Annotated in this window: 25 protein-coding genes; 9 read left to right on the forward strand and 16 right to left on the reverse strand. The window is 68.0% G+C overall.

Annotation, left to right across the window (positions count from 1 at the left end; genetic code table 11):
- Positions 1-5: 5 nt before the first annotated feature.
- Positions 6-962: a hypothetical protein gene (locus AB0L60_RS29485; protein WP_364620300.1), complete on the reverse strand. Its 957-nt coding sequence runs from the start codon at positions 960-962 to the stop codon at positions 6-8.
- 83 nt (positions 963-1,045) lie between these two features.
- On the opposite strand from AB0L60_RS29485, the gene AB0L60_RS29490 reads away from it, so the two are divergent.
- From AB0L60_RS29490 to AB0L60_RS29510, 5 genes are all read left to right on the forward strand, one after another.
- Entirely contained in the window at positions 1,046-1,675 is a 630-nt protein-coding gene (locus AB0L60_RS29490; protein WP_364620303.1) for a TetR family transcriptional regulator, read from the forward strand.
- Between the two features lie 126 nt (positions 1,676-1,801).
- Entirely contained in the window at positions 1,802-2,509 is a 708-nt protein-coding gene (locus AB0L60_RS29495) for an ESX secretion-associated protein EspG (protein ID WP_364620306.1), read from the forward strand.
- A gap of 67 nt (positions 2,510-2,576) precedes the next feature.
- A complete protein-coding gene (locus AB0L60_RS29500; RefSeq protein WP_354847038.1) occupies positions 2,577-3,428 on the forward strand; it encodes a polyphosphate kinase 2 family protein in 852 nt (283 codons plus the stop codon).
- A 162-nt stretch (positions 3,429-3,590) separates the two neighbouring features.
- Positions 3,591-4,385 carry a thioredoxin domain-containing protein gene (locus AB0L60_RS29505; RefSeq protein WP_364620310.1) on the forward strand — a complete coding sequence of 265 codons (795 nt, stop codon included), beginning with the start codon at positions 3,591-3,593 and terminating at the stop codon, positions 4,383-4,385.
- Positions 4,385-4,951 carry a vitamin K epoxide reductase family protein gene (locus AB0L60_RS29510; RefSeq protein ID WP_364620313.1) on the forward strand — a complete coding sequence of 189 codons (567 nt, stop codon included), beginning with the start codon at positions 4,385-4,387 and terminating at the stop codon, positions 4,949-4,951. Before AB0L60_RS29505 ends, AB0L60_RS29510 begins: the two co-directional genes overlap by 1 nt.
- Here AB0L60_RS29510 and AB0L60_RS29515 read toward each other — a convergent pair.
- On the reverse strand, positions 4,948-6,096 hold the full coding sequence (locus AB0L60_RS29515) for a trypsin-like peptidase domain-containing protein (RefSeq protein WP_364620316.1): 1,149 nt from the start codon (positions 6,094-6,096) through the stop codon (positions 4,948-4,950). The two genes, AB0L60_RS29510 and AB0L60_RS29515, sit on opposite strands and share 4 nt — an antisense overlap.
- A 64-nt stretch (positions 6,097-6,160) precedes the next feature.
- A complete protein-coding gene (locus tag AB0L60_RS29520; protein ID WP_364620319.1) occupies positions 6,161-6,898 on the reverse strand; it encodes a ZIP family metal transporter in 738 nt (245 codons plus the stop codon).
- 106 nt (positions 6,899-7,004) lie between these two features.
- Between AB0L60_RS29520 and AB0L60_RS29525 the strand changes: the two genes are divergently transcribed.
- Complete coding sequence (locus AB0L60_RS29525) at positions 7,005-8,057, forward strand: NAD(P)-dependent alcohol dehydrogenase (protein WP_364620322.1); 1,053 nt, start codon at positions 7,005-7,007, stop codon at positions 8,055-8,057.
- A 56-nt stretch (positions 8,058-8,113) separates the two neighbouring features.
- Here the strand turns inward: AB0L60_RS29525 and AB0L60_RS29530 are convergent, their stop codons facing one another.
- From AB0L60_RS29530 to aceA, 7 genes are all read right to left on the reverse strand, one after another.
- Entirely contained in the window at positions 8,114-8,305 is a 192-nt protein-coding gene (locus tag AB0L60_RS29530) for an antitoxin (RefSeq protein WP_364620324.1), read from the reverse strand.
- A gap of 76 nt (positions 8,306-8,381) precedes the next feature.
- On the reverse strand, positions 8,382-8,762 hold the full coding sequence (locus tag AB0L60_RS29535) for a VOC family protein (protein ID WP_354847054.1): 381 nt from the start codon (positions 8,760-8,762) through the stop codon (positions 8,382-8,384).
- A gap of 109 nt (positions 8,763-8,871) precedes the next feature.
- A complete protein-coding gene (locus AB0L60_RS29540) occupies positions 8,872-9,576 on the reverse strand; it encodes a WYL domain-containing protein (RefSeq protein ID WP_364620328.1) in 705 nt (234 codons plus the stop codon).
- A 43-nt stretch (positions 9,577-9,619) separates the two neighbouring features.
- Complete coding sequence (locus tag AB0L60_RS29545) at positions 9,620-9,745, reverse strand: hypothetical protein (protein WP_364620331.1); 126 nt, start codon at positions 9,743-9,745, stop codon at positions 9,620-9,622.
- A gap of 129 nt (positions 9,746-9,874) precedes the next feature.
- Positions 9,875-12,190 (reverse strand): 5-methyltetrahydropteroyltriglutamate--homocysteine S-methyltransferase, encoded by a 2,316-nt coding sequence (gene metE, locus AB0L60_RS29550; RefSeq protein ID WP_364620334.1) that lies wholly within the window; start codon positions 12,188-12,190, stop codon positions 9,875-9,877.
- 274 nt (positions 12,191-12,464) lie between these two features.
- Positions 12,465-13,349, reverse strand: a complete 885-nt coding sequence (locus tag AB0L60_RS29555; protein ID WP_364620337.1) for a 3-hydroxybutyryl-CoA dehydrogenase — start codon at positions 13,347-13,349, stop codon at positions 12,465-12,467.
- A gap of 532 nt (positions 13,350-13,881) precedes the next feature.
- Entirely contained in the window at positions 13,882-15,171 is a 1,290-nt protein-coding gene (aceA, locus tag AB0L60_RS29560; protein ID WP_364620339.1) for an isocitrate lyase, read from the reverse strand.
- Positions 15,172-15,699: 528 nt separating this feature from the next.
- Between aceA and AB0L60_RS29565 the strand changes: the two genes are divergently transcribed.
- The 3 genes from AB0L60_RS29565 (at position 15,700) to AB0L60_RS29575 (ending at position 18,410) form a co-directional block, all read left to right on the forward strand.
- Entirely contained in the window at positions 15,700-16,176 is a 477-nt protein-coding gene (locus AB0L60_RS29565) for a DUF1772 domain-containing protein (protein WP_364620341.1), read from the forward strand.
- Positions 16,177-16,711: 535 nt separating this feature from the next.
- On the forward strand, positions 16,712-17,371 hold the full coding sequence (locus AB0L60_RS29570) for an NTP transferase domain-containing protein (RefSeq protein ID WP_364620344.1): 660 nt from the start codon (positions 16,712-16,714) through the stop codon (positions 17,369-17,371).
- A 13-nt stretch (positions 17,372-17,384) separates the two neighbouring features.
- Positions 17,385-18,410 (forward strand): XdhC family protein, encoded by a 1,026-nt coding sequence (locus AB0L60_RS29575; RefSeq protein WP_364620347.1) that lies wholly within the window; start codon positions 17,385-17,387, stop codon positions 18,408-18,410.
- Positions 18,411-18,449: 39 nt separating this feature from the next.
- On the opposite strand, the gene AB0L60_RS29580 is transcribed toward AB0L60_RS29575, so the two are convergent.
- From AB0L60_RS29580 to AB0L60_RS29605, 6 genes are all read right to left on the reverse strand, one after another.
- Positions 18,450-19,547 carry an ABC transporter substrate-binding protein gene (locus AB0L60_RS29580; RefSeq protein WP_364620350.1) on the reverse strand — a complete coding sequence of 366 codons (1,098 nt, stop codon included), beginning with the start codon at positions 19,545-19,547 and terminating at the stop codon, positions 18,450-18,452.
- A 79-nt stretch (positions 19,548-19,626) separates the two neighbouring features.
- A complete protein-coding gene (locus AB0L60_RS29585; protein WP_364620353.1) occupies positions 19,627-20,469 on the reverse strand; it encodes an ABC transporter permease subunit in 843 nt (280 codons plus the stop codon).
- Entirely contained in the window at positions 20,469-21,230 is a 762-nt protein-coding gene (locus AB0L60_RS29590) for an ABC transporter permease subunit (protein ID WP_364620355.1), read from the reverse strand. The genes AB0L60_RS29585 and AB0L60_RS29590 overlap by 1 nt, the downstream gene beginning before the upstream one ends.
- A gap of 11 nt (positions 21,231-21,241) precedes the next feature.
- Positions 21,242-22,045, reverse strand: a complete 804-nt coding sequence (locus AB0L60_RS29595; RefSeq protein ID WP_364620358.1) for an ABC transporter ATP-binding protein — start codon at positions 22,043-22,045, stop codon at positions 21,242-21,244.
- Positions 22,046-22,149: 104 nt separating this feature from the next.
- Positions 22,150-22,503, reverse strand: coding sequence for a hypothetical protein (locus tag AB0L60_RS29600; RefSeq protein WP_364620360.1), 354 nt, complete (start codon positions 22,501-22,503; stop codon positions 22,150-22,152).
- Positions 22,504-22,656: 153 nt separating this feature from the next.
- On the reverse strand, positions 22,657-23,601 hold the full coding sequence (locus AB0L60_RS29605; protein WP_364620363.1) for a hexose kinase: 945 nt from the start codon (positions 23,599-23,601) through the stop codon (positions 22,657-22,659).
- Positions 23,602-23,673: the final 72 nt, after the last annotated feature.

Consider the following 23,673-nt stretch of genomic DNA (forward strand, 5'->3'; position numbering starts at 1 on the left):
GGCGATCACGCCGGAGTGCTGTATTCCGCGATGAGCTCGCGGTACCGATCGAAGGCGGGCTTCGGCGTGTAATCCGAACGCAGGAGCCCGAATTCGAGGTTCATATCGCCCTGACCGCTGTAGGAGTCGCGCAGACCGAAGTGCTCGTAGGTGGTGATGTTGAGCTCGCCGGCCAGGCCGTCGACTAGGCGCACCACGGTCCCGAGCATCTCGGCCTGCCGCGCATAGGACCGGTCCGGCCCGGTGGCCCAGCCGTTTTCGGTGATGTGGATGGGGGTGGTGGCCGGAATGCCCGCGGCGGCCAGGCTTTCGCGGCGGAAGGCGGTCACCACCGCGGTGATGGCGGCTTCCAGGCTCTCGGCGGCGATCGGACGGAAGACGTCGGGGAAGAAATCCAGGCCGACATAGTCGAGCGCGGCGGCGAATTCGCGCCCGCCCCGGCGGCCCAGATCGGTCCAGAACTCCTGGGCCGGATCGAAGATCGGTGTCGAGTTGCAGCCGATGCGGACCGCGAGGCCGAGCCGGTCGACCTCCGCGCGGGCGGCGCGCACCCCCTCGATGATGGCCTGCCGGACCTGCGGGTAGCCGCCGTTGCCGCCGGGTCCGGCATGGTTGGGCTCCTCCGCGATCTGCAGTGCGCAGAGCACCGGTCCGTAGTCGCGAATCTGCTTGCGCAGGAACGCGAGCCAGCCGGTGAGGTCGTCGCCGGGTTCGTGGAAGCACACCACCAGATCGAGTTTCCGGTGCGCCGTGGCGTACTGCCAGGGCTGCGGCGGAGCCTCCTGGAATCCACCGCGCGCGTCGCTGTAGAGGACGTAGCCGCGCACCACGAACGGATGCTCGCCGTGCAGTTCGTCCAGGGCCGCCGTGATGCGGTCGGCCTGTTCCGGTGGGCCGGGCGTGACATTGCCGAACTGATCGCCGGCGAGTCCGCCGGCATAGATGCCGAATCTGAGCGTCATGGGTCCGACCGTAGCCCACATTTTGGTGTCACACCAATTTTAGTGTCACACCTATACTGCTCTGCGACAGGAAGGAGAGGCCGTTGGCACTGCGCGAGGAGAAGAAGCGCGCCACCCGGACCGCGCTGGCCGACGCCGCCATGGCGTTGTTCGCGGAGAAGGGCTTCGACAGGGTGACCGTCGCCGAGGTGGCGCGCGCCGCGAACGTCTCGGTCAACACGGCGTTCAACTACTTCCCGACCAAGGAGGACCTGTTCTTCGACCGCCAGGACGAGGTCGCGAACCGGCTCGCCACCGCGGTGCGCGACCGGGTGCCGGGCGAGTCGGCGGCCGCGGCCGTGCGGCGGGCCTTCCTCGACCGGGTGCGGCGCGACGATCCCACCCTCGGCCTCTCCCCCGGCGCCACCACCTTCTGGCGCCTGATCGACGACAGTCCCGCCCTGCAGGCCCGATTGCGCCGGCTCGGCGAGCAGACCGAGACGGCGCTGGCCGAGGCGCTCGCCGAGGCCACCGGTACCAGCCCGGACGACCCCACCGCGCGGCTCGTCGCGGCCGCCCTCGCGGGCCTGGATCGCACGCTGCACGCGGAGATCCGCCGGGCCACGCTGGCGGGCGCGGACCCGGAGACGGTGCGCGCCACCGTGATCCGAGCGGCGACCGACGGATTCGACACGGCGGTAGCGGGACTCGCCGATTACGCCACCCGGCGATAGCAACCCGCCGAATGAGTGCGGCAGGTCACAGATTGCGCGTGCCGGTGACAGGCAGCACCCGCAGAATCTCTCCGGTAGGGTCGCGGACGGGACGGAGGTGGTACCCAAGAAAGGGGGGGCGGCCACGTGAAATGGATCCTGACCCCGGACGAGTTCGCGATGATCTGGACCCGCGAAACCGATCTGGAACGCCGTCCCTATCCACTCGACACGACTCCGGCGGCACCCGAGAACCTCGACGACGCATCGCAATTCGGGCCGGTCACCCCGGGTGCGGCGCCGGCGCGCTTCCTGCGCCGCACCGATCCCGACCTGGCCGCGGCACTGACCCTGTGCGCCCGCACCGACACCACCACCGTCACCCTGTACGGCGAGCGCACCGCCGGCCCGGAGGCCCGGCGCATTCTCGCCTTCGCGGCGGTGGCCCAGCAGCGGGTGGGCATCCTGGTCTCACTGCCGGACGCGGTGACGGTATCGCTGTGTCCCGCTGAGCAATTGGGGCGAGAACTGGTCGAGGTCATCGGGTCGGCGCCGCCGGGACGGCTGGAGCCGCTGCGCGAACCGCAGCAGGCGGTGCTGTATCCCGACGCCGCCGGCACCGGCGCGGAGGCCGACCGCTTCCGCCGCAAACTGCGGGAACCGGTGGACGGGCGCGGATTCATCACCGTCACGGTCGAACCGGCGAATCCGCTGTCGCCGCCGACCCGGCACCGCACCTGGCTGGACTTCTCCGGCGACGGCCGCTATCTGCTGACCACGGCCGCCGACCTCACCCTGACCCCGGTCACCGATGAGGAATTGGCCGCGCACCTGGTGCAGCTGGCCCGGGTGTGAGTGCGGGCACCGATCAAGTTCGGCACGGTGCCTGCGGGAAACCACGCCCCCGTGCTAGGCATGAGGAATGGCGAAGGCGACATCCTGGTCGAAACCGGTCACCAAGGCGCTACGCGCCGATGGCGTCAGGGTGAAGGATCTGAATACATCCGCGACTCCGGGTTTCAAGGGCGACAAGCGCGCCGGCGAGGCCCTGCTCGAGGAACGCCGCGCGGTGTTGTCGGATCTGCAGGAAAAGCTCTACGCCAACGGCCGTTCCGGTGACACCCGCAGTGTGCTGCTGGTGCTGCAGGGCATGGACACCGCGGGCAAGGGCGGCATCGTCCGGCACGTGATCGGTTCGGTGGACCCGCAGGGCGTGGACCACGCGGCCTTCGGGGTGCCGACGCCGGAGGAACAGAAGCACCACTACCTGTGGCGCATTCGCAAGAAGCTGCCCCGCGGCGGGCAGCTCGGCGTGTTCGACCGCTCGCACTATGAGGACGTGCTGGTGGTGCGGGTGCACGATCTGGTCGCGCCGGAGGTGTGGGGGAAGCGCTACGACGAGATCAACAAGTTCGAGCGCAAGCTGGTGGACGACGGCACGACCGTGGTGAAGGTGGCCATGTTCGTCTCGCTGGACGAACAGAAGAAGCGGCTCATGCAGCGGCTGGACCGGCCCGACAAGTACTGGAAGTTCAACCCGGGCGACATCGACGAGCGCGCGTACTGGCCGCAGTACCAGGAGGCGTACCAGGCGGTACTGGATCGCACCAATACCGACTACGCGCCCTGGTACGTGCTGCCCTGCGATTCCAAGTGGTACGCGCGGCTGGCCGTCACCGAACTGCTCATCGACGCCCTGCAGGGCTTGAAGCTGGATTGGCCGCCCGCGGAGTTCGATATCGCCGAACAGAAAAAACGTCTCATCCAGGGGTGATTCACACCCCACCGGGTGAATTCTCGCCGCTGACCACGGAAAATCGCTCGTCGTCGCAGACCGGGCGCGACTCGGCACGCGCACATGCAGGAATCTCTCAGGTTCTCGGGTGAAGATGGGCGCGCACGTGTCGTGACAACGGAAGGCGTGGTGAGCACAGAGGTGAGCACTAAACCGGGTGACCGTAAAAATCCGCTCGCGAAGGCGGCGCGGGCCGAACGCAACCGCAAGATCTTCATCCAGGTCGGCGTGGCCGCGGTCCTGGTCGGTCTGGTGGCGGCCATCGGCATCGGTCTGGCGATCCGCAAGCACGACGACAACAAGGGCGCGCCGGCCGCGTCGTCGGCGTCGTTCGCCCCAGCCGTCACCCACGATCCGAGCACGGGCGCGACTCCGCCGAACGTCACCCCCGGCGGCGCCATCCGCATCGGCAATCCGGACGCCAAGGCGAAGATCCAGGTCGTCGCCGACCTGCAGTGCCCGGCCTGCAAGATGTTCGAGGGCTACAACTCCGACGTGCTGGCCAAAGCGGTCCAGAACGGTTCCGCCACCATCGATTACAACATCATCTCCTTCCTGGACCGGGCCTCCAACGGCAACCAGTACTCGACCCGCGCGGCCAATGCCGCCTATGTGGTCGCGGCCGCGGACCCGTCGAAGTTCCAGGCCTGGCTGGGCACCATGTTCGGCAAGCAGCCGCCGGAGAACGGCAACGGCATGACCGATGACCAGCTCATCCAGATCGCGGCCGACGCCGGATACACCGATCCGCAGGTGGCACAGGACATTCGGGACGGCAAGTACATCCAGTTCGTGAAGGACGAGACCAAGGCGGTCTTCGCCACCGGCCTGCAGTCCACCCCGACCGTGTACGTGAACGGCAGCCAGGTGCAGGATGCCAAGACGCTCATGAGCCCGGGCGGCATGACCTCGGCGATCGAGAACGCGAGCAAGTGATGATCGCAGCGGGTCCCCGCTCTGCCTGGCCGCTGCTGCTGGGTGCGTTGATCGGCTGGGCGGCGTCGGTGACGCTGCTGGTCGAGAAGTTCAAGCTGCTGACCGAGCCCGGCTACAAGCCGATCTGCTCCATCGATCAGACCGTCTCGTGCTCGACGGTCATGGAATCGCCGACCGCGGCGATGTTCGGATTCCCCAATCCGATCATCGGCGTGGTGGGGTTCTCGGTGGTCGTCACCATCGGCGTGCTGGTGGTGTGCGGAATCGCCCTGCCGCGCTGGTTCTTCGGCGCCCTGTGGTTCGGCCTGCTGCTCGGTGTGGTGTTCATCTGCTACCTGGCGTGGGAAGCGGTGTTCAAGATTCACGCGCTGTGCCCATGGTGCATGGTGGTGTGGGCGGTGACGCCGGCGCTGCTGGCCATCGTGACCAACCTGCTGTGGGGACGCTCGCGGGGACTGCTGCAGATCCTGGTGGAGTGGCGGTGGACGCTGGTCGCCGTCTTCTACGCGGTGGTCATCCTGATCGTGTACCTCCAGTTCCAGTCGTACTGGGACAGCAAGTTCTAGTTGGGCGGGCCGACGGTGAGCGTCACGTTCACCGTCCGGTGCCCGCCGTTCGGTTCGCTGACCTCGAGCCGCACCACATCGTCCGGTCGATGGGCGTTGAGTGCGGCTTTCAGCATTTGTGAGCTGGTGATGGGGCGGTCGTCGAGGGCGGTGATGACCTCGCCGTCGGTGAGTCCGGCCTCGTAGGCTGGCAGCCCGTAGATGGACACGTCGATGCGCGCGCCGGCCGGCTGCGCGTCGGAGGTGAGGATGCCCAGGGTGGCGGTGGGGCCGATGTGCACGGCGTCGGTCGGTGTGCCGGAACGGATCTGGCGGACCACGTTCATGGCGGTGTCGATGGGCACGGCATAACCGTTGGGGCCCTTGCCCGTTGCCTTCTGCATGTCGCCCGAGGCGGCGGTGATGACGCCGATGACCGAGCCGTAGCGGTCCACCAGCGCGCCGCCGGACTGCCCGGCGGCCACCGCGGCCGCGACCTCGATCATGCCGTGCAGCGATTTCCGCGACAGGTCGGCGGCATTGCGGGCGACGATGGCCGAATCCAGATTGGTGATGGGTCCGCCCACCGCGGTCGGCGAGCCGGTGCCGCCCGCATTGCCGATGGCCAGCACGGCGTCGCCCAGGTGCAGTGGGGCGGAGTTGCCTATATGGGCGACCGGGAGCCCGCCGGCACCGTTCAGATCCAGCACGGCGATATCGGCGCCGGAGTCGTAGCCGGCGACGGTGGCGGTATAGGTCACGCCGGTGCCGACATCCGAAACCGTCACGGTGTCAGCGCCTTTGATGACGTGGTGGCTGGTGAGCACCTCGCCCTCGGCGGTCAGCACGATACCGGAGCCGGCCGCGCCCAGACCATAGGGGCGGATGCCGGCGGTGATGTTCACCAGCGCAGGTTCGGCCACCCGCGAGACCAGATCGACATCCAGCGGCGGCAGCGACGGACCGGCCAGCTCGGCGGTGGTGGCATCGTCGCGGAACGGCCAGCGCGGCAGTTCGCCGCGGTAGCCGAGGAATCCGGTGATGCCGAGGACTGCGGCGACGACCAGTGCCAGGGCGCGCCCGCCCCGGCCGGGCCGACGGCCCCGGGCCGGGTAGGGGCCGGTAGCGCCGCCCGCCGGATCAACCCCGCGCGTGTCGCTGTCCACGGACCCTCCCGATTGCGGTTCGCCCGCCTGCTCGAGCATGTCTGTCTATTGATGTACCAGTATTTCAATGGCTCAGTGCCGCAACAGCCAACATGGCCAGCACCCCGGCCAGGGTGCACAGCAGCGGTCCCCGGGCGGGTTTGCCCGCATGTGCCTCGGGCAGGATATCGGCCGTGGCGAGATAGAGCAGGAAGCCCGCGAAATAGCCGAGATACAGGCCGACGAGTTCGGCGGGCACCCGCACCAGCGTGCCGATGATCGCGCCGACCACCGGGGCGACGGCATCCAGCCCCAGCATGATCAGGCCGCGTGTGCGGGCATTGCCGTACAGCGTGGTCAGGGTGAAGGTGTTGAATCCGTCGGCGAAGTCGTGGCAGATGACCGCGATGGCCACCGCCACGCCGACCGCCACGCCGGCCTGGAAACCGAAGCCGATGCTGAGGCCGTCGAGGGTGGAGTGGAACACCAGGCCCGCGCCCGCGAGCAGGCCCAGCGAGGAGAAGTCGTGATTGTGCCGGTGCGCGACGAATTCGTCCTCGTAGCCGGTGTGCAGGGCCATCGAGCGCTCGATCACGTGCACGGTGAAGAAACCGACCACCGCGGCCAGTAGTGGCACCGGAACGCCGAGCACGATGCGCCTGTCCTGTTCCAGCGCGTCGGGCATCAGATCGAAGGCCACCACGCCCAGCATGACGCCCGCGGCCAGGCCGAGCACCAGCCGTTTGCGATCACCGATGCGCACCGCCAGCAGCCCGCCGATCAGGGTCGCGCACATGGAGAGCAGGGACAGCAGAATGGCCATTCCGCCAGCATGACGCCGTTGGCGGCCCGATTGCCATGCCGCGCCGCTGGTGAGAAATCGAACGATCGGTTGGTCATTTCGGGCATGCGGGAGTAGGCATGACTTCATGAGCACTGCTACCGCCTACGCGGTCTCCGCCCCCGACGCGGCCTTCGAGAAAATCGCCATCGAGCGCCGCGAGCTGGGCCTGTACGACGTGCTGATCGACGTCAAGTACGCGGGTATCTGCCACTCCGACATCCACACCGCCCGCAACGAGTGGCGTGGGACTGCCTACCCGTGCGTGCCCGGCCACGAGATCGCCGGCATCGTGGCCGCGGTGGGCTCCGAGGTGACCCGGCACCGGGTCGGCGATCGAGTCGGGGTGGGCTGCCTGGTCGGCTCCTGCGGACACTGCGACCCCTGTCTGGCCGGCGAACAGCAGTACTGCGAGAACGGGGCGGTCTGGACCTACAACAGCCCGGTGCCCGCCGAACAGCAGGCGGGCGGGCGCACCCTCGGCGGCTACGCCACGCAGATCGTGGTGACCGAGAGCTTCGTGCTGGCCATTCCGGAGGGCATCGGGCTGGATGTGGCCGCGCCGCTGCTGTGCGCGGGCATCACCCTGTTCTCGCCGCTGCGGCACTGGCACGCCGGGCCGGGCAAGCGGGTCGCCATCATCGGTATGGGCGGGCTCGGGCACATCGGCGTGAAGATCGCCGCGGCCATGGGCGCGGAGGTCACCGTGCTCAGCCACTCGCTCTCCAAGCAGGAGGACGGCCTGCGGTTCGGAGCGCACCACTACTACGCCACCGGTGACCGCGACACCTTCAAGAAGCTGCGCGGATCCTTCGACCTCATCATCAATACCGTCTCCGCCGATCTGCCGATCGAGGACTACCTCAAACTGCTGCGGCTGGATGGCAGCCTGGTGGCGCTCGGGCTACCCGAGCAGCCCTACAGCGTGCGGGCTTCCGCGTTGGCGGGCCTCCGCCGTTCGCTGTCCGGCTCGATGATCGGCGGCATTCCGCAGACCCAGGAGATGCTGGACTTCTGCGCCGAGCACGGCATCGGCGCGGAGATCGAGGTGATCGCCGCCGACCGCATCGACGAGGCCTACGAGCGGGTGATCGCCTCCGACGTGCGCTACCGCTTCGTGATCGACGCCGCCACCATGTGAGGCCGCGGGCGGGTTTCGCGCCGGCCGCACGGCCGACGCGAAACACCCTGTGCCGCTTAGTGTCCCGACTGCTCGCGCAGGGCCTGCTTGGCGGCGTCCTGCACCTTGTCGACCGCACCGGCGAACTTGCCGTCGGTCTGCTGGTCCACCAGATCGCCGGCCTTGTCGATCAGCGGCTCCAGCTTGTCGGCGTGCTGACCCGCCAGCTCCGCCGCCTTGCCCGCCGCATCCTTCAACTGGTCGAACATGCCCACGATCCACACTCCTGTCTCGAATCAACCTCCGTGACAGGCTATCTCCGCGGCGCGGAGGGAGCGGCGGGGCTCAGTTCGCGGGCGGCGGGCTGAAGACGCCGAAGCGGTTGCCCGAGGTGTCGAGCAGCTCGGCGAAGACCAGGCCGTTCTTGGCGGTGACGGGCTGCAGGAAGACCTTGCCGCCTTCCTGCTCGGCCGCGGCCAGTACCGCGGGCACGTCCTGGACCAGCACATAGAAGATGGCGTGGTTGCCGGAGGCGTCGTCCTGATGTGCGATACCGCCCGCGGGCATCTCGTTGCCCGGGTAGGTGACGATGTCGTACTTGCCGTCTTCGTCCGGGTCCGGAGCGAAGTTCCAGCCGAACAGTTCCCGGTAGAAGGCCTTCACCTGTTCGGGCTCATTGCTCCCGACCTGGAACCAGGCGACGGTGTTGAAGGGCGGAGTGGTCATCTCTGTCTCCCTGAAGAGTCGTGGTGGATTTCCTTGCCGCACCACGATCTCCAGGCCCGGCGACAACCCTGTGTCGGTGTTTCCGGATTATTTGTCGGTCTTCGCCCGCCTAGCCGAGCGAGATCATCCGCACCTCGTGCACCGCCTCGTCCGGGCGGCACATGTCGATGGTCCGCTCCGGCCCCGTCCACTCCGTCAGCTCGATGCCCTTCATCCGGTCGAGCCGGAAGTTGCGCGGTTCGTCGCGCAGCCGGCACCAGGCCAGCAGATACCAGCCATTGGTCCCGTGCAGCAGCGCCACCGGCTCCACCTCACGCTCGCTGAGCACCCCCGAGCCATCCAGATATTCGATGCGCAGCACGCGCCGCGCCACCACCGCCTGCTCCACCTCGGCCGGGATCGGCATCGGCGCGACGGCCTCCGGCGACTCCAGCAGGCGGACCCGCAACGCCAATTGCCGTGCCGCGTCGGCATTCTGCTGGGACATGGCGGCCAGGATCTTGCGCAGGGCACTGCGCCCGGCCGCCGCGAAGGGCCCATCGTCGGCGCGGGCCACGGCGACCGCCAGCGCCACCGCCTCGGCCGCGGTGAAGTTCAGCGGCGGCAGCGACATGCTCTTCTCCAGCGCGTACCCACCCCGCCGCCCCACATCGGCGTAGATGGGCACCCCCGACTGCTGCAGCGCGCTGATGTCCCGCTCGACGGTGCGCACGCTCACCCCGTGCCGCGCGGCCAATTCCCGTGCGGTCCGCAGCCGCGGGGACACTGCCCGCAACTCCTCGACAATCGCGTAGAGCCGATCCGTGCGGTTCACGCCCACACGGTAGCGGCACCCACCGACAATCCCGGGTCGGCGCTCAACGACCCGACTTCCAGGGCGGATCCGGCGGCACCTGATCCCCCTTCTGGTTGTAGGTGTCGTTGTACTGCTTCTCGGTTTCGGGATCGTCCACCGGCTGATCGCTCTTACCCGTCGGATCCATGCCCACTGCCTTTCTCGAAAACCTGTGTCCCGCACGCTAATCGTCGGTTCATGACCGATTCGTGACCCGGACGCACGGAACCCCGGCCCGATCGGAGGATCGGACCGGGGTTCCGGGAGCGCTACTGCCTCAGGCGGTCTCGCCTGCGGCGGCCTCCGCGCGGCGGCGGACGCGGCGGGCCGCGGCGACCATATTGCGCAGGGACGGGTCGAGCTGCCAGTGGTGGCGGGTCTTCAGGCCGCCGTCCGGGTTGGCCCACAGGCGTTCCGGGGTGACGGCCTCCGCTGCGGCGGTGAGCAATTCGTCCAGCTCGTCGATGTCCGGGATCCGGGCGGAGCGGGACTCGTACACACCCGGGCCGACGCCGTGGGTGAGACCGCGGCCTTCGGCGCAGTCCTCCTTCAGCGCCTCCAGCACCCACTCGATGGAGCGGGTGGCAACGATGGCGGTGACGTCCGCGTCGAGTTCCTCGATGGCCGCCACCACGTCACCGCGGCTGGAATAGCCGATGTGCGTGTGGATCTGGGTTTCCGGAGCGACGCCGGAGGTGGCCAGCTTGAACGCGCCGACGGCCCAGCGCAGGTATTCGGCCTGGCCCTTCTTGCGCAGCGGGAGCAGCTCGCGGATGGACGGCTCGTCCACCTGGATGATGGCGATGCCCGCCTTCTCCAGATCCACCACCTCGTCGCGGATGGCCAGCGCCACCTGGTCGGCGGTCTCGTAGAGCGGCTGATCCTGGCGCACGAAGGAGCGGGCCAGCATGGTGACCGGTCCGGTGACCATGCCCTTGACCGGCTTGTCGGTGAGGGACTGGGCGTAGGTGGTCCAGGACACCGACATGGGCTCGGGGCGCGACACGTCGCCGTACACGATCGGCGGTCGCACGCATCGGGATCCGTACACCTGCACCCAGCCGAAGTGGGTGGTGGCGAAGCCGTCCAGCAGCTCCGCGAAGTACTGGATCATGTCGTTGCGCTCGTGCTCGCCGTGCACCAGCACGTCGAGGCCGATGTCCTCCTGCAGCCGGATGGTGGACTCGATCTCGGCTTCGATGCGCTTGCGGTACTCCTCGTAGGACAGCCGGCCCTGGCCGAGGTCGTGGCGCGCCTGCCGGGCCGTCTCGGTCTGCGGGAACGAGCCCAGCGTGGTGGCGGGCACCACCGGCAGCCGAAGCTTGGCCTGCTGCGCGACCTTTCGCGTCTCGTAGGGCTCGCGCACCCGCATCTGCGGGGTGACGGCGTAGACGCGCTGGCGCACCGCGTGCTTCTGCTTGAAGTGCACCGAGGTCGGCTTCCGGCGCCACTTCTCCGAGGGGCCCTCGGTGAGCGCCTTGGCCAGCGAAACCACTTCCAGCACCTTCTGTTTGGCGAAGGCGAGGCGGTCGGCGACGGGACCCTCGAGCTCGTATTCGACGAGCACGTCGTAGGGCACGTGCAGCAGCGTGGCGCCGGTGGAGACCACCATGTCGGGGCAGACCTGGGCGAGGGCGTTCAGGTATTCCAGCGTCACGAACCGGTCGGCACGCCACACATTGGTGCCGCTGATGACACCGGCGTAGAGCCGCTTGCGCTTGATGCCGGGGATCTTGGCCAGTTCCTCCGGCACGACCCGGTAGCTGGCCAGGTCGAGACCGATGGCCTCCACCGCAGTGCGGCACAGGATTTCGATGGCCGCGCCGAAATCGCCGTACTGCCCGGTGACCAGCATGCGCGGGCGCAGCGGGGCCTTGGACAGCCGCTGGTAGGTCTTCTCGAACAGCTCCATCGTGGACGGCGAACGGTCGCTGGTGAAACAGGGCTCGTCCAGCTGCACGCAGGTGGCGCCGCGCTTGGCGAGGATCTCGAACAGTTCCTCGTACACCGGCAGCAGCTTGTCCAGCAGCACCAGCTTGTCGAATTCGGTCTCGCCGGGAACATGGCCGGTCTTGGACAGCAGCAGCAGCGACAGCGGTCCGAGGATCACCGGCCGCAGCTCGATGCCGGCCGCTTTGGCGCGATCGAACTCGTCCAGCAGCGCCTCGGGGTGCAGCGAGAATTCGGTGTCGGGCTCGAGTTCCGGCTGCCGGTAGTGGTACGGCGTGTTCAGCAGCTTCACCAGCTCCAGCGGCGGCAGATCCGGCCGGCCGCGAGCCATCAGGAAGTAGAAGTCCAACGGGTCCAAGCCTTCTCGGAAGGACTCGAACCGCTGGGGGACCGCCCCGAACAGCAGCGCGTTGTCGAGAATGTGGTCGTAGAAGGAGAAGGTGTTGCCCGGGACCTGGGTCAACCCGGTGGCGGCCAGCTCCAGATACTGGCTCTCCTGGATCTCGCGCCCGACCGCGAGCAGTTCGTCACGAGAAAGCGTGCCGTGCCAATATGACTCCAAAGCACGCTTGAGTTGCCGGTGCTCTCCGATTCGCGGGTAACCCAGGATGCTCGATCCGAACCCACCGCTGACGTTGACCATGAACGGACACTCCTTCCGAGCTGCCGGTCCTGCTCGACCTGTTTGCAGCTTATGCCCGGTTGAGGTGCACGCCGCCACAAGCCCGGCGACGCGCACCTTGGTAAAAGATGCTCCGCACTCTCACGGCGCCGTGGCCGAAGGCCCGGCGAGCTCCGCGACCCAACGCGACAACTGATTTCGCAAGGTTCGGGGTAACTCGCCGGGTGCGTCCAAAGTCGGTTCGGCACCCAACCGCCGGCACGGGTGCGAGACGCCGACGGCTCTCAGCCGCCCGCTAAGTACGCGGGGAGGCGGAATTGTACTGGTAGAAGCCGGCACCGGCCTTCTTGCCCAGCAGGCCGGCCTCGACCATGCGCATGAGCAGCGGCGGCGCGGAGTACAGCGGCTCCTTGAACTCCGCGTACATGGAGTCCGCGATGGACTTCACGGTGTCGAGGCCGACCAGGTCGGTGAGCGCCAGCGGGCCCATCGGGTGGGCACAGCCCAGCACCATGGCCTTGTCGACGTCTTCCTTGGTGGCGAAACCGGATTCGACCATGCGGATGGCGGAGAGCAGGTAGGGCACCAGCAGTGCGTTCACCACGAAGCCGGAGCGGTCGGCGGAGCGCACGACCTGCTTGCCCAGGATGTCGGCGGCGAACTGCTCGGCGCGCTTGGTGACGGTCTCGGTGGTCTTGAGGGTGGTGACCAGCTCGACGAGCGGCAGCACCGGCACCGGGTTGAAGAAGTGCATGCCGACCACCCGCTCCGGGTTGTTGGTCGCCACGGCGATCTTCATGATCGGAATGGAGGAGGTGTTGGAGGCCAGCACCGCGTTCGGATCGGTGACGACCTTGTCGAGTTCGGCGAAGATGGCGGTCTTCACGTCCTCGTTCTCCACGACGGCCTCGACGACCAGCTGACGGTCGGCGAAGTCGCCGAGGTCGGAGGTGAAGCGCAGCCGCCAGGCGGCCTGCTCCCGCTCGCGCTCGGTGATCTTGCCGCTGGACACCCCGCGGTCCAGCGACCGCAAAATGCGGGCACGGCCGGCGGCGGCGAGTTCCCGGGTCTGTTCGAAGACGAGGACATCGACATGTGCCCGGGCGCAGACTTCTGCGATCCCCGCACCCATCTGTCCGGCGCCGATAATGCCGACGCGCTGAATCTTTTCGCTGCTCACGTCCCGCTCCGTTCCGCCTCCCCGCAACTTTTGCGGGCGGCTGAGTGCCGTTGCCACTTCTGCATCCGTGCCTGCGTCGAGTGCCGAACCGATTTCGGTCGTACCCGGTGAGTTACCCCTACCGGTACGAAATCAGTTGTCACGTATCGAACGCCGCCAGTCGGCCGTCGTGGCTGTGGGTGAAGGCGTCGGACTAACTTTTTCGACCCTGCGCCTTCTTAAGGTCTTTGCAAAAAACGCTATAGGAAGATGCCCTCCCCGCCGGGGCTGTCGACGGGAAGGGCGGGTGAACTTCGCCGGGAGAGGGCTTGCCATCCCCTCCCGGCGAAGTTCCGGGTCCCCGGGGCGGCCGAGGTTGTGATGCGACTGCCGCCCCGAGGGTTGTCCACGCCACCGCCTCTCCGGGTATTCAGCGGGCGGCCAAGAGCCGTCGTCGCCATGCACCCGAGCCGGCGGTTGGGTGGCGAACCAATTTCGATCGTCACCGGGGAGTTACCGGATTCTCACGAAATCAGTTGTCACCTTGGGAAACTCAGTGGAACTGGCCCTCTTCGGTCGAGCCCTTCAGCGCAGCGGTGCTGGTGTTGGGGTCAACGGTGGTGGCGATGGTGTCGAAGTAGCCGGCGCCGACCTCACGCTGGTGCTTGACGGCGGTGAAGCCACGCTCGGCGGCGGCCTTGAACTCGCGCTCCTGCAGGTCGACGAAGGCGGTCATGCCCTCGCGGGCGTAGCCGTAGGCCAGGTCGAACATGCCGTAGTTCAGCGAGTGGAAGCCGGCCAGGGTGATGAACTGGAACTTGAAGCCCATGGCGCCGAGCTCACGCTGGAACTTCGCGATGGTCGCGTCGTCCAGGTGCGCCTTCCAGTTGAAGGACGGCGAGCAGTTGTAGGCCAGCAGCTGGTCCGGGAACTCGCCACGGACGGCCTCGGCGAACTTGCGCGCGACCTCGAGGTCCGGCACGCCGGTCTCCATCCAGATGAGGTCGGCGTAGGGGGCGTAGGCCTTGGCACGCGCGATGCAGGGCTCGATGCCGTTCTTGGTACCGAAGAAGCCCTCGGCGGTACGGGTGCCATCCAGGAACTCACGGTCGCGCTCGTCCACATCGGAGGTGATGAGGGTGGCGGCCTCGGCGTCGGTGCGGGCGATGATCACCGACGGCACGTCGGCGACGTCGGCGGCCAGACGCGCGGAGGTCAGGGTGCGGATGTGCTGCTGGGTGGGGATCAGCACCTTGCCGCCCAGGTGGCCGCACTTCTTCTCGGAGGCCAGCTGGTCCTCCCAGTGCACGCCGGCCGCGCCGGAGGCGATCATGGCCTTCTGCAGCTCGTAGGCGTTCAGCGCGCCACCGAAGCCGGCCTCGGCGTCGGCGACGATCGGGGCCAGCCAGTTGGCGACCGAGGTGTCACCCTCGACCTTGGCGATCTCGTCGGCGCGCAGCAGCGCGTTGTTGATGCGGCGGACCACGGCCGGAACCGAGTTGGCCGGGTACAGCGACTGGTCCGGGTAGGTGTGGCCGGACAGGTTCGCGTCACCGGCGACCTGCCAACCCGACAGGTAGATGGCCTTCAGGCCGGCACGGACCTGCTGCACGGCCTGGTTACCGGTGAGGGCGCCCAGGGAGTTGATGTAGTCCTCGTTGTTGACGAGATCCCAGAGGATCTCGGCACCGCGACGGGCGAGGGTGTGCTCCTCGACGACAGTGCCCTGCAGCTTCACGACCTGCTCGGCGGTGTAGTTGCGGGTGACGCCCTTCCAGCGGGGGTTGGTGTCCCAATCGTGCTGGATTTCCGCAGCGGTCTTCGGGGTGCCGACCTTCGACATCTCTGACTCCACTTCTTCGTTCGGTCTCGGTAGCCCCGCGGATCGAACCATGCGCCGGATGAGGGAGCGAGGATGTTCGACCACTGCTGGAGCGGCAATTTGCAGACTTGCTAGGCCCGCGAGGTGTACTTCCACACGATGGCACAGGAAAAAATATGCGTCTACCTGTTGCAAGTGTGAATCCCCGCTAGCTTTCACCAGCATTTTGCTAAGCCTGCAAAATTTGCTTGCGAATAGCAGCGGTGAAATCTACTTGCCAGTAGCGCTGACGTGCGGTTTTGCATAACGCCCGTACTGTTTGCGTGACGGGGGCCACCGGCGCATGACGCGCCGACGGCAGTCCGGATGTGAGCACCTTCACAGAGCATTCCGATCTTGATGGTTGTGAGGCGAGCCACCAGGGTGCCCGCTTCGGACCATTCGGTTGAACTGAAGACTCGTGATCTAGCACCGCTAGACAATATAGCTCCGCCTTGTTATCGTTGCTTCAGTTCCTAGCACAGCTAGATCACGCCGAAAGAGGCCCCCATGCTCGTCCTGACCGGCCAGTTCCTCGCCGCCCTCGCCGTCCTCGCCAATGCCGTCGTCTACGGCACCGACTGGTGCGCCGCCCTCATCATGCGATCCGTCTACCGCCGCCTCGACGACGCCTCCGTCACCGTCAGCGCCGGCTGGGGCCACTACTACGGCGACAAGCGCATGCCGATCTTCGGCGCCGGCGGCGTCGTCACCGCCGCCCTCACGCTGATCGTCGCCGTGGTCTCCGGCCACACCGGCGCGGCCGTCGCCGCCGCCGTCGCACTGGTCGCCCTGATCGCCTGGCTGGCCTTCTACGTGAAGGTGGCCAAGCCGGTGAACACCGCCCAGAAGGCCGCCGCCCAGTCCGGGGTCATCCCCGCCGATGCCCGTGCGCTGCAGGACAGGTGGGACAGCATCATCAACCTCCGGGTGGCCCTGCAGTTCATCGCCCTGTCCGGCCTGCTCGCCGCCCTGGCCCTCTTCTGAGCCACCCGCATTCGCCGCTGCTGAGCCACCCGCACACGAAGGCCCCGCACCAAACTCGGTGCGGGGCCTCGTTGTTGCCCGGACGAGACGGGATCAGCGGCTGGGTAGCGGCCGCCGGGCTCGGGCACGTCCACCCCGCAGTGATTGCCATCGATCCGATCCTCCGTTCGATTCGGACCCCGCCCCGACCCGGCACCGCCCGACACCTCCATTGGATCGCCCCGGAGCGGCCGGGCCGCTACCCGATCGACCCGGGATTTGTTCTCCGCCCGATCCGGCCGTGACCTGCGGCGGACTGCCGGGCGACCGCCTTTGTTTCCCCGCGGGCGGACGACTTCTTCGCTACGCCGGACGCGAATCCAGCTGTCTGCCAACTGAATACAGCCCGATCTCCGACTGCCGGGCGCGGCCGGGCGGGCGAGGAGGTCTCCGATGACGCGGCGGCGCGCTGCCGGTTGCCAGGGTCCGGGCGGTGAGGCAATCCCTGATGGTCGCTTGGTCAGCGAAGGTGCGCGGGCGGGACTACCCTGCTCGCGTGAGTCCCGAACGCTGCGATGGAATTCTGCTCGCGGCCGGTGCCGGTCGGCGATATGGCATGCCGAAAGTGCTGGCCGAGGACGGTCGCTGGCTACGCGGGGCGGTGGCGGCGCTGCGGGACGGCGGGTGCGCGCGAATCTTCGTGGTACTGGGGGCAACCGGGCCCGCCTACCGCGCACCGGGCGGCGAGTGGCAGGTATCGCAAACCTCGGGCATCGCCCTGCCCGAGGAAGTCCACCCGGTCTGGGCGGCGGACTGGGACCTCGGCCTGAGCGCCTCCACGCGGGCGGGTCTGGCGGCGGCCGCGGCACCGGGCCTCAGCGCCGGGAGTGCCACGGCGACGAATCACGGCACAGCCCCCGCGGAATTGGTCGCGATCATGCCGGTGGATACGCCGGACGTCGGGCCCGCGGTGGTCGAGCGGGTGATCGCGGCGGCGCGGGCGAGCGAGAGCCGGTTGGCGCGGGCGTTCTTCGGGACCACGCCCGGGCATCCGGTGGTGCTGGGACGCGCGCACTGGGCGGGGGTGTGCGCGAGCGCGGAGGGAAATTCGGGGGCAGGCACTTATTTACGACAACGAGCGGATATGGTGTGCGTCACGTGCGATGACCTCGCAACGGGGATCGATCGGGATTATCCGGCGGACACCGCACTGTGATCGGGAGCATGTGATGCGGGAAATCGTCGACGACCTTCTTCGAATTTGGCACAGCGGGCGCACCGGGGGGCTGGCCACTCTGGTTCGGACACAAGGCGCTACACCCGTGCCGATCGGGTCGGCCATGGTGGTGGACGCCGACGGGCGGGCCTTCGGATCGATCTCGGCGGGCTGCGCCGAGGCCGCAGCCTACGAGGCCGCCATCGACTCGGCGCACACCGGACGGCGCGGGCTGCAGAGATTCGGACCGGGCAGCGGGCTCGACGCGCAGATGGACTGTGTCGGCACTCTGGACGTGTTCACCGAACCCTTCTCCCGCAGGCACTTTCCCGAATTCCCGGATGTGGCAGCCGATATGGCGGCCCAGCGGCAGGTCACCGTCTTCACCGTGGTCTGGCATTCGGACCCGGATGTGATCGGCCAGCACCTCATCACCGACCGCAAGCACGGCACCGAGCTGGTCTCGCTCCCCGACTCCGATGTCTTCGTGTCCTCGTTCGCCCGCCCGCCGCACCTGATCCTGGTGGGGGCCAACGCTTTCGCGAGCGCGCTTGCCACCCAGGCCCGGCTGCTCGGCTACCGGATCACCATCGTGGACGCCCGCCCCACCTTCGCCAATCCGACCGCCTACCCGGGCTGCGAGGTGGTGGTCGACTGGCCGCACCGCTACCTCAACACCCTCGCCTCGGCCGGGGAGATCGGCACCGACACCGCCATGGTGGTGCTCTCGCACGACCCGAAGTTCGAAATCCCTTTGCTCACCGTGGCTTTGCGACTACCCGAGCTGGGGTACCTGGCCGCCCTGGGCACCCCGGCATCGCACGCACATCGGCTGGAGGCCCTGCAGGCGGGCGGCTTCACCGACGAGACCCTGTCCCGCCTGCACTCCCCCGCCGGTCTCGACGTGGGCGCCCGCACCCCCGCCGAGACCGCCGTGTCGATCGCCGCCGAACTGCTGGCGGTCCGCAACGGCACCTCCGCCGAACCGCTGTCCGCCTCCTCCGGCGGGGGCCGCCGGCACGTGCAGCTGGCGCGCTGACTCGGCACTGATGCGCTGACTCGACTCTGATGCGCTGAGCTACTTCAATTCGGGGTGCTCGGCGAAGACCTCTCTGAGCACCGAGAGGTCGAACAGCTTGTCCGCCTTGATATCGATCTTGGCCTTGGCCAGCGCCACGATGTTCTGCTCGATCAGCGCGTCGGTCATGGTGAACAGCCCGTTGGCCTTGGAGTCGGCCGATTCGACCAGCCCGTTCTGCGCCTGCGCCTCCATGGTCTGCTCGCGCAGCTCCAGGCGCTGATCCTTGCCGTACACCTCGACGGCCAGCCGCGCCGCCTCGCCCGGGTTGGCGACGGCGTCCTTCCAGCCCTTGATCTCCGCCGTCAGGAACGCCTTGAGCTTGTCGCGCTCCTTGTCGATGGTCTGCTGGCTCACCGTCAGCGTCTCCGCGACCAGCGGCAGCCCGAAGTCGGCGAACAGGAAGTTGTAGTTCTGGAACCCCTTGGTGGCCAGGGTGATCGGCTCATTCGTCGCGTAGCTCACCCAGCCGTCCACCTCACCGTTGGCCAGCGGCGTCGGATCGTATTGCGCGGGCACGATGGTGACGTCGGAGGGCGACATGCCATTGGCGGTCAGCAGCGCATTGAAGATGAGCTGATTGGTGTCCTGCACACCGATCTTGCGCCCCTTCATGCCCTGCGGATTGAGGATCGGACTCTTGCTGGAGCTCACGATGCAGAAGGGATTCTTCTGATACGTGGTGCCGACGATCTTGGCGGACAGGCCCTCCAGAATCGCGGGCGCGGTGGTCTGCGGCGCGGACATGCCGATCCAGATCTTGCCGGTGCCCAGCCCCGCCTCCACGGAGGTGCTGGCCGCGCCGCCCGCGATCAGATTCACCGACCCGAATCCGGCGTCCTTGTAATAGCCCTTGGAATCGGCGAAGTACTCACCGGCGAATTCGATGTTCTTCAACCAGGACAGCTGCACGGCCACCGTCCCGTACTTGGAACCGTCGGCGACCGAGCCATTGCCGGAGCCCGAGGAGTCCTTACCGCACGCGGCCAGCAATCCGGCCCCGCCCACCGCCGCACCGGTCAATCCGGCGTAGCGGAGGAAGGATCGCCGACCCATGGACAACTGCGAGGCCGAATCCGGCCGGAACACACCACTCATGCGGCGAATGTAAGCCGTTTCGATTTCCGATTTTTTGCTTTTCCGCAGGTATTTGTGTGCGCCGCGTTAACTCGTGTGCTCATTCCCGGCTCCGTTCCGGCGAGAACCGCGCCAGCACCAGGTTTTCCAGCACGCCCACCACCGCGTAGGCGAACACCGACACCACCGTGACCAGCGCGATCGACGCCCAGAGCCGGTTGTACTGGAAGGTGGGGATGGCGCGGATCAGCCCCGCGCCCAAACCGGTTCCGCTGCCCAGCCATTCGCCGAGCAGCGCACCGATCAGCGCGCCCGGCACCGAGACCCGGGCGGCCGCGAACACCGCGGGCAGTGCGGCCGGGACCGCCACCATGCGCATGGCCGTCCAGTTCGAACCCCCGTAGGCCAGTACCAGTTCCGTGGCCTGCCGGGGCGCGGATCGCAAGCCGGTCATGATCATCACCAGGGCCGGGAAGAACACCACGATGGCGGCCATGACGGTGACGCCGAGCAGTCCGCGCCCGAACACCAGCACGATGATCGGGGTGATGGCCACCAGCGGGACCGATCGCAGCAGCATCGCCACCGGCATGAACGCCTGCGCCACCGCGGGAACGCCGATGAACAGCGCCGCCACCACCAGTGCCGCGCCCATGCCCGCGCCGAAGCCGATCACCGCGTCCCGCAGGGTGATTCGCATTTCGTCGAAAATCACCTGACGGGCGCCGGCGGAAGTCGGTCCGGTCACCAGGTACTTCCACACGTCCCCCGGACTCTTGCCGACCAGCCCGACCTGCGGATACAGCTTCAGGAAGCCGTACCACAGGGCCACCAGCAGAATCAGCGAAACCAGTAGTGGCAGCAGGAATCTCCCGATCGGCCGCAGCAGGTTCAGCAGCTGCCCGGCCCGGCCCGCCGCCGGGTTCGCGACCTTGTCGGTCATCATGCCTCCGCTCGCGTCCACGGCACGGCCACCCGCGCCACCAGCGCCACCAGCGCATAGCCGAGCCCGGCCAGCGCGGCCGCGGCCAGCGCCATGCCCCAGGTGCGCGGCACGTTGTAGGCGGTCTGCGCGGCCGTCAGGGCCACCCCGATGCCGCTGTCCACGCCGCCCAGGTACTCGCCGATGATCGCACCCAGTACCGCGGAGGGCGCGGCAATCTTCAAGGCGGCCAAGGTATTCGGCAGGGCGGCGATCAGCTGTACCCGGGTCAGCCGCTGCCAGCGGCCGCCGCCGTAGGCGCGCACCAGATCCAGGCTGGTGCGGTCCGCGGACCGCAATCCGGATACGGTGCCGACCATGGTGGTGAAGAAGCAGTACATGGCCGCCAGGAACACCGTCGGCGTGCGCCCGCCGAACACCACCAGGATGATCGGCCCCAGCGCCAGCAGCGGCGTGCAGTAGCTCAGGATGGCCAGCTGGGTGACCAGCATTTCGATCGGCGGGATCAGCACCACCAGCACCGCCAACGCGATGGCCAGCGCATTGCCCCACAGAAACCCTTGCAGCGCACCCCAGGCCGTGATCCGGAAGTTGGGTCCGTACAGCGCCCAGCCGTCGGTGTACATGGTGTGCAGCACGGTCCACGGGCTCGGGACGGTGCCGCCCGCGACGCGCAGTTCGGCGAGCAGGGTCCACAGCGCCAGTAGCACGAGAATGCCCGCCAAGCCGCCCAGCCTGGTTATCCGCAGACTCTCTCTCATTGCGCCCCAGTTCATTCCGATGCCACCCCGCCCCGGCCACTGCGCCCGAACAGCAGCTCCGACAGATAGTCGTGCAGCTTGTGGAATTCGGGCGTGCGCATCATCTCCGGTGTGCGGGGCCGCGGCAGGTCGATGTTCACGACCTCCACCACCCGCCCGGGCCGCGGGCTCATGACGGCCACCACGTCGGAGAGGAAGACCGCCTCGGCGATGCCGTGCGTGACCATCAGTGTGGTGGCGGGTTTTTCGGTCCAGATGCGTAGCAGTTCGAGGTTCAGCCGCTGCCGGGTCATATCGTCGAGCGCGCCGAAGGGTTCGTCCAGCAGCAGCACCGTCGGCCGGACCACCAGCGCGCGGGCGATCGAAACCCGTTGCCGCATACCGCCGGACAGCTGCGCGGGCTTGGCCTTCTCGAAGCCCTCCAGGCCGACCAGCCGGATCAGATCCGCGACCAGCTCCCGGTCCGCGGGCAGCCCCGCCACCTGCAGCGGCAGCTTGATATTGGATTCCACACTGCGCCAGGGCAACAGCGCCGAATCCTGGAACGCGATCCCGAACTCGTGCCGCCTGCGCAGCTCGGCCGGCGTCTCACCATTGATCTTCGCGGTCCCCGCCGAGGGCGACTCCAGATCCGCGAGAATCCGCAGGATGGTGGACTTCCCGCACCCGGAGGGCCCCAGCAGCGACAGGAACGCGCCCTGCGCGGTATGCAGATCCACCGTGTCCAGGGCCGGCACCACCCGCCGCCCGGAGCGGAAGGTCTTGCTCAGCCCGCTGATGTGAATACCCGTCCCCGCGGCGGCTTCCGAACTCATAGCGCCAACGGTAAGTGCCGGGAATTGCACGCAGATTGCAAATGAGCAGACGAGATGACCTATTTGTTACGCAGCGGGAATGCGAAACTTGCCAGAGTTGGGTCTCACCACCAGGCCGGGGGTTCGAACCAGTCGCGCGCCTCCCGGCGGAACAGCAGCACGATCACCGCCAGCGAGACCAGCGGCCCCAGCGGCCCCGGCGGCCGCCCCGCGGTGATCGACGGCACCGTCCACAGCATGTTCATGACCGCCACGAGAATCGCCCCGATGCGCACCGACTGCCCCTCGGAGTTGAATATCAGCGCGACCAGACCGAGCAGGAACGCCGGGATGAACGGCACCGCGGTCCCGATCGCGGCCTTGGCTCCCAGCAGCCATCCCGAAGACGCTACGCAGATCGCGCCCAGCCCCGCGATTCCCAGCGCGAGCACCTGCGCCGCACGCACCACCCGGGGCATTCGATAACTGTCGTCCACACCCGACCCCCGATCGGGTTGAGTTCCTAGGTCCGACACTCCCCCAACCTAACCCGGGACAATCCCCGGTCGCCGCCACCACGCCGCCGCGCGGTTCAGTTCACAGCTCCTCATATACGGCGTGTCCGCGGAGTGTCACGGCCGGACAGCGACGGATTCGAGTTCCCGCACCCGCACGGTGGGCAGCAGCCGATCCCGCAGCACCCGATCGATCTCGCCCGCGACCGGAATGACCACGGCGGCAGCGGAAGTGGCGACCGCGTCGGCGAGCAGCTCCGGCCAGTCCGGTGTGGTGCCGGCGGCCAGCGCGGCGATGATGGCCGCCACCGCCGCGTCGCCCGCCCCGGTGGGGTTGCCCGCCAGCGGTTTCGGCAGCGCCGCCGTCCAGGCCCGGGTCGGGGTGACCGCCACCATGCCCGCGCCGCCCCGAGTCACCACCACCGTGCCCACGCCGTCGGCGATGAGCGGATCGACGGCCGCGAGGATCTCCGGAATGGTGCCCGCCGGGCGGCCGGTGAGGAGCTCCAGCTCCTCGACATTGGGGGTGAGCACGACGCCGGGCACGCGCGCGGCCAATTCCAGCGGCTGGCCGTCGAAGTCGCAGATCGTGGGCACGCCCCGGGCGATGGCGGTGCGCGCCAGCTCGGCGGGCAGGCCCGGGCTCACCCCGCCGGGCAGCGAACCCGAGATGACCAGGCCGCTCATATCCGAGAGCAGGCCCGCCACCCGCACCCGCAGCTGATCCGCCGCGTGCGGTTCGGTGACCCGCGGGCCGGGCTCCCAGAGCGCGGTGGCGGTGCCGTCATCGGATTCGCTGATCACCACCGTGCGACGGACCCACGGCAGCGCGTGTACGAAATCCACGGGCATCTCGAGTTCCGCGGCGGCCGCGAAGGAATGGTCCGAGAAGCCGGTGGCGCGGGCGTATTTGCCGAGCTGGTTCAGCACCCGCGTGACATTGATGCCGCGCCCGCCCAGCCGCTGATCCACCGACCGCACCCGCTGCGCCCGGCCCCGCTCGAAATGCTCCACCCGGTAGGTCATGTCGTAGGCCGGGTTCAGGGTCACGGTGAGGATCACCCCATCATCTCGGCACGTCACGGCACCGGATGCAACCCCTGCGCGGCAAAGTGGCACCGAATGTCGTTGCCA

The organism is Nocardia sp. NPDC051981 (genome assembly GCF_040680715.1).
Lineage (GTDB): Bacteria > Actinomycetota > Actinomycetes > Mycobacteriales > Mycobacteriaceae > Nocardia.

What these genes read in the sequence shown, in the direction of transcription:
- AB0L60_RS29600 (WP_364620360.1), bottom strand. Translation starts at nt 22,503, where the DNA reads ATGCCCCGGGTGGTGCGTGCGGCGCAGGTGCTCGCGCTGGGAATCGCG.
- AB0L60_RS29530 (WP_364620324.1), bottom strand. Translation starts at nt 8,305, where the DNA reads ATGTTCGACCAGTTGAAGGATGCGGCGGGCAAGGCGGCGGAGCTGGCG.
- AB0L60_RS29500 (WP_354847038.1), top strand. Translation starts at nt 2,577, where the DNA reads ATGGCGAAGGCGACATCCTGGTCGAAACCGGTCACCAAGGCGCTACGC.
- AB0L60_RS29485 (WP_364620300.1), bottom strand. Translation starts at nt 962, where the DNA reads ATGACGCTCAGATTCGGCATCTATGCCGGCGGACTCGCCGGCGATCAG.
- AB0L60_RS29525 (WP_364620322.1), top strand. Translation starts at nt 7,005, where the DNA reads ATGAGCACTGCTACCGCCTACGCGGTCTCCGCCCCCGACGCGGCCTTC.
- aceA (WP_364620339.1), bottom strand. Translation starts at nt 15,171, where the DNA reads ATGTCGAAGGTCGGCACCCCGAAGACCGCTGCGGAAATCCAGCACGAT.
- AB0L60_RS29565 (WP_364620341.1), top strand. Translation starts at nt 15,700, where the DNA reads ATGCTCGTCCTGACCGGCCAGTTCCTCGCCGCCCTCGCCGTCCTCGCC.
- AB0L60_RS29545 (WP_364620331.1), bottom strand. Translation starts at nt 9,745, where the DNA reads ATGGATCCGACGGGTAAGAGCGATCAGCCGGTGGACGATCCCGAAACC.
- AB0L60_RS29585 (WP_364620353.1), bottom strand. Translation starts at nt 20,469, where the DNA reads ATGACCGACAAGGTCGCGAACCCGGCGGCGGGCCGGGCCGGGCAGCTG.
- AB0L60_RS29575 (WP_364620347.1), top strand. Translation starts at nt 17,385, where the DNA reads ATGCGGGAAATCGTCGACGACCTTCTTCGAATTTGGCACAGCGGGCGC.
- AB0L60_RS29595 (WP_364620358.1), bottom strand. Translation starts at nt 22,045, where the DNA reads ATGAGTTCGGAAGCCGCCGCGGGGACGGGTATTCACATCAGCGGGCTG.
- AB0L60_RS29510 (WP_364620313.1), top strand. Translation starts at nt 4,385, where the DNA reads ATGATCGCAGCGGGTCCCCGCTCTGCCTGGCCGCTGCTGCTGGGTGCG.
- AB0L60_RS29535 (WP_354847054.1), bottom strand. Translation starts at nt 8,762, where the DNA reads ATGACCACTCCGCCCTTCAACACCGTCGCCTGGTTCCAGGTCGGGAGC.
- metE (WP_364620334.1), bottom strand. Translation starts at nt 12,190, where the DNA reads ATGGTCAACGTCAGCGGTGGGTTCGGATCGAGCATCCTGGGTTACCCG.
- AB0L60_RS29590 (WP_364620355.1), bottom strand. Translation starts at nt 21,230, where the DNA reads ATGAGAGAGAGTCTGCGGATAACCAGGCTGGGCGGCTTGGCGGGCATT.
- AB0L60_RS29520 (WP_364620319.1), bottom strand. Translation starts at nt 6,898, where the DNA reads ATGGCCATTCTGCTGTCCCTGCTCTCCATGTGCGCGACCCTGATCGGC.
- AB0L60_RS29580 (WP_364620350.1), bottom strand. Translation starts at nt 19,547, where the DNA reads ATGAGTGGTGTGTTCCGGCCGGATTCGGCCTCGCAGTTGTCCATGGGT.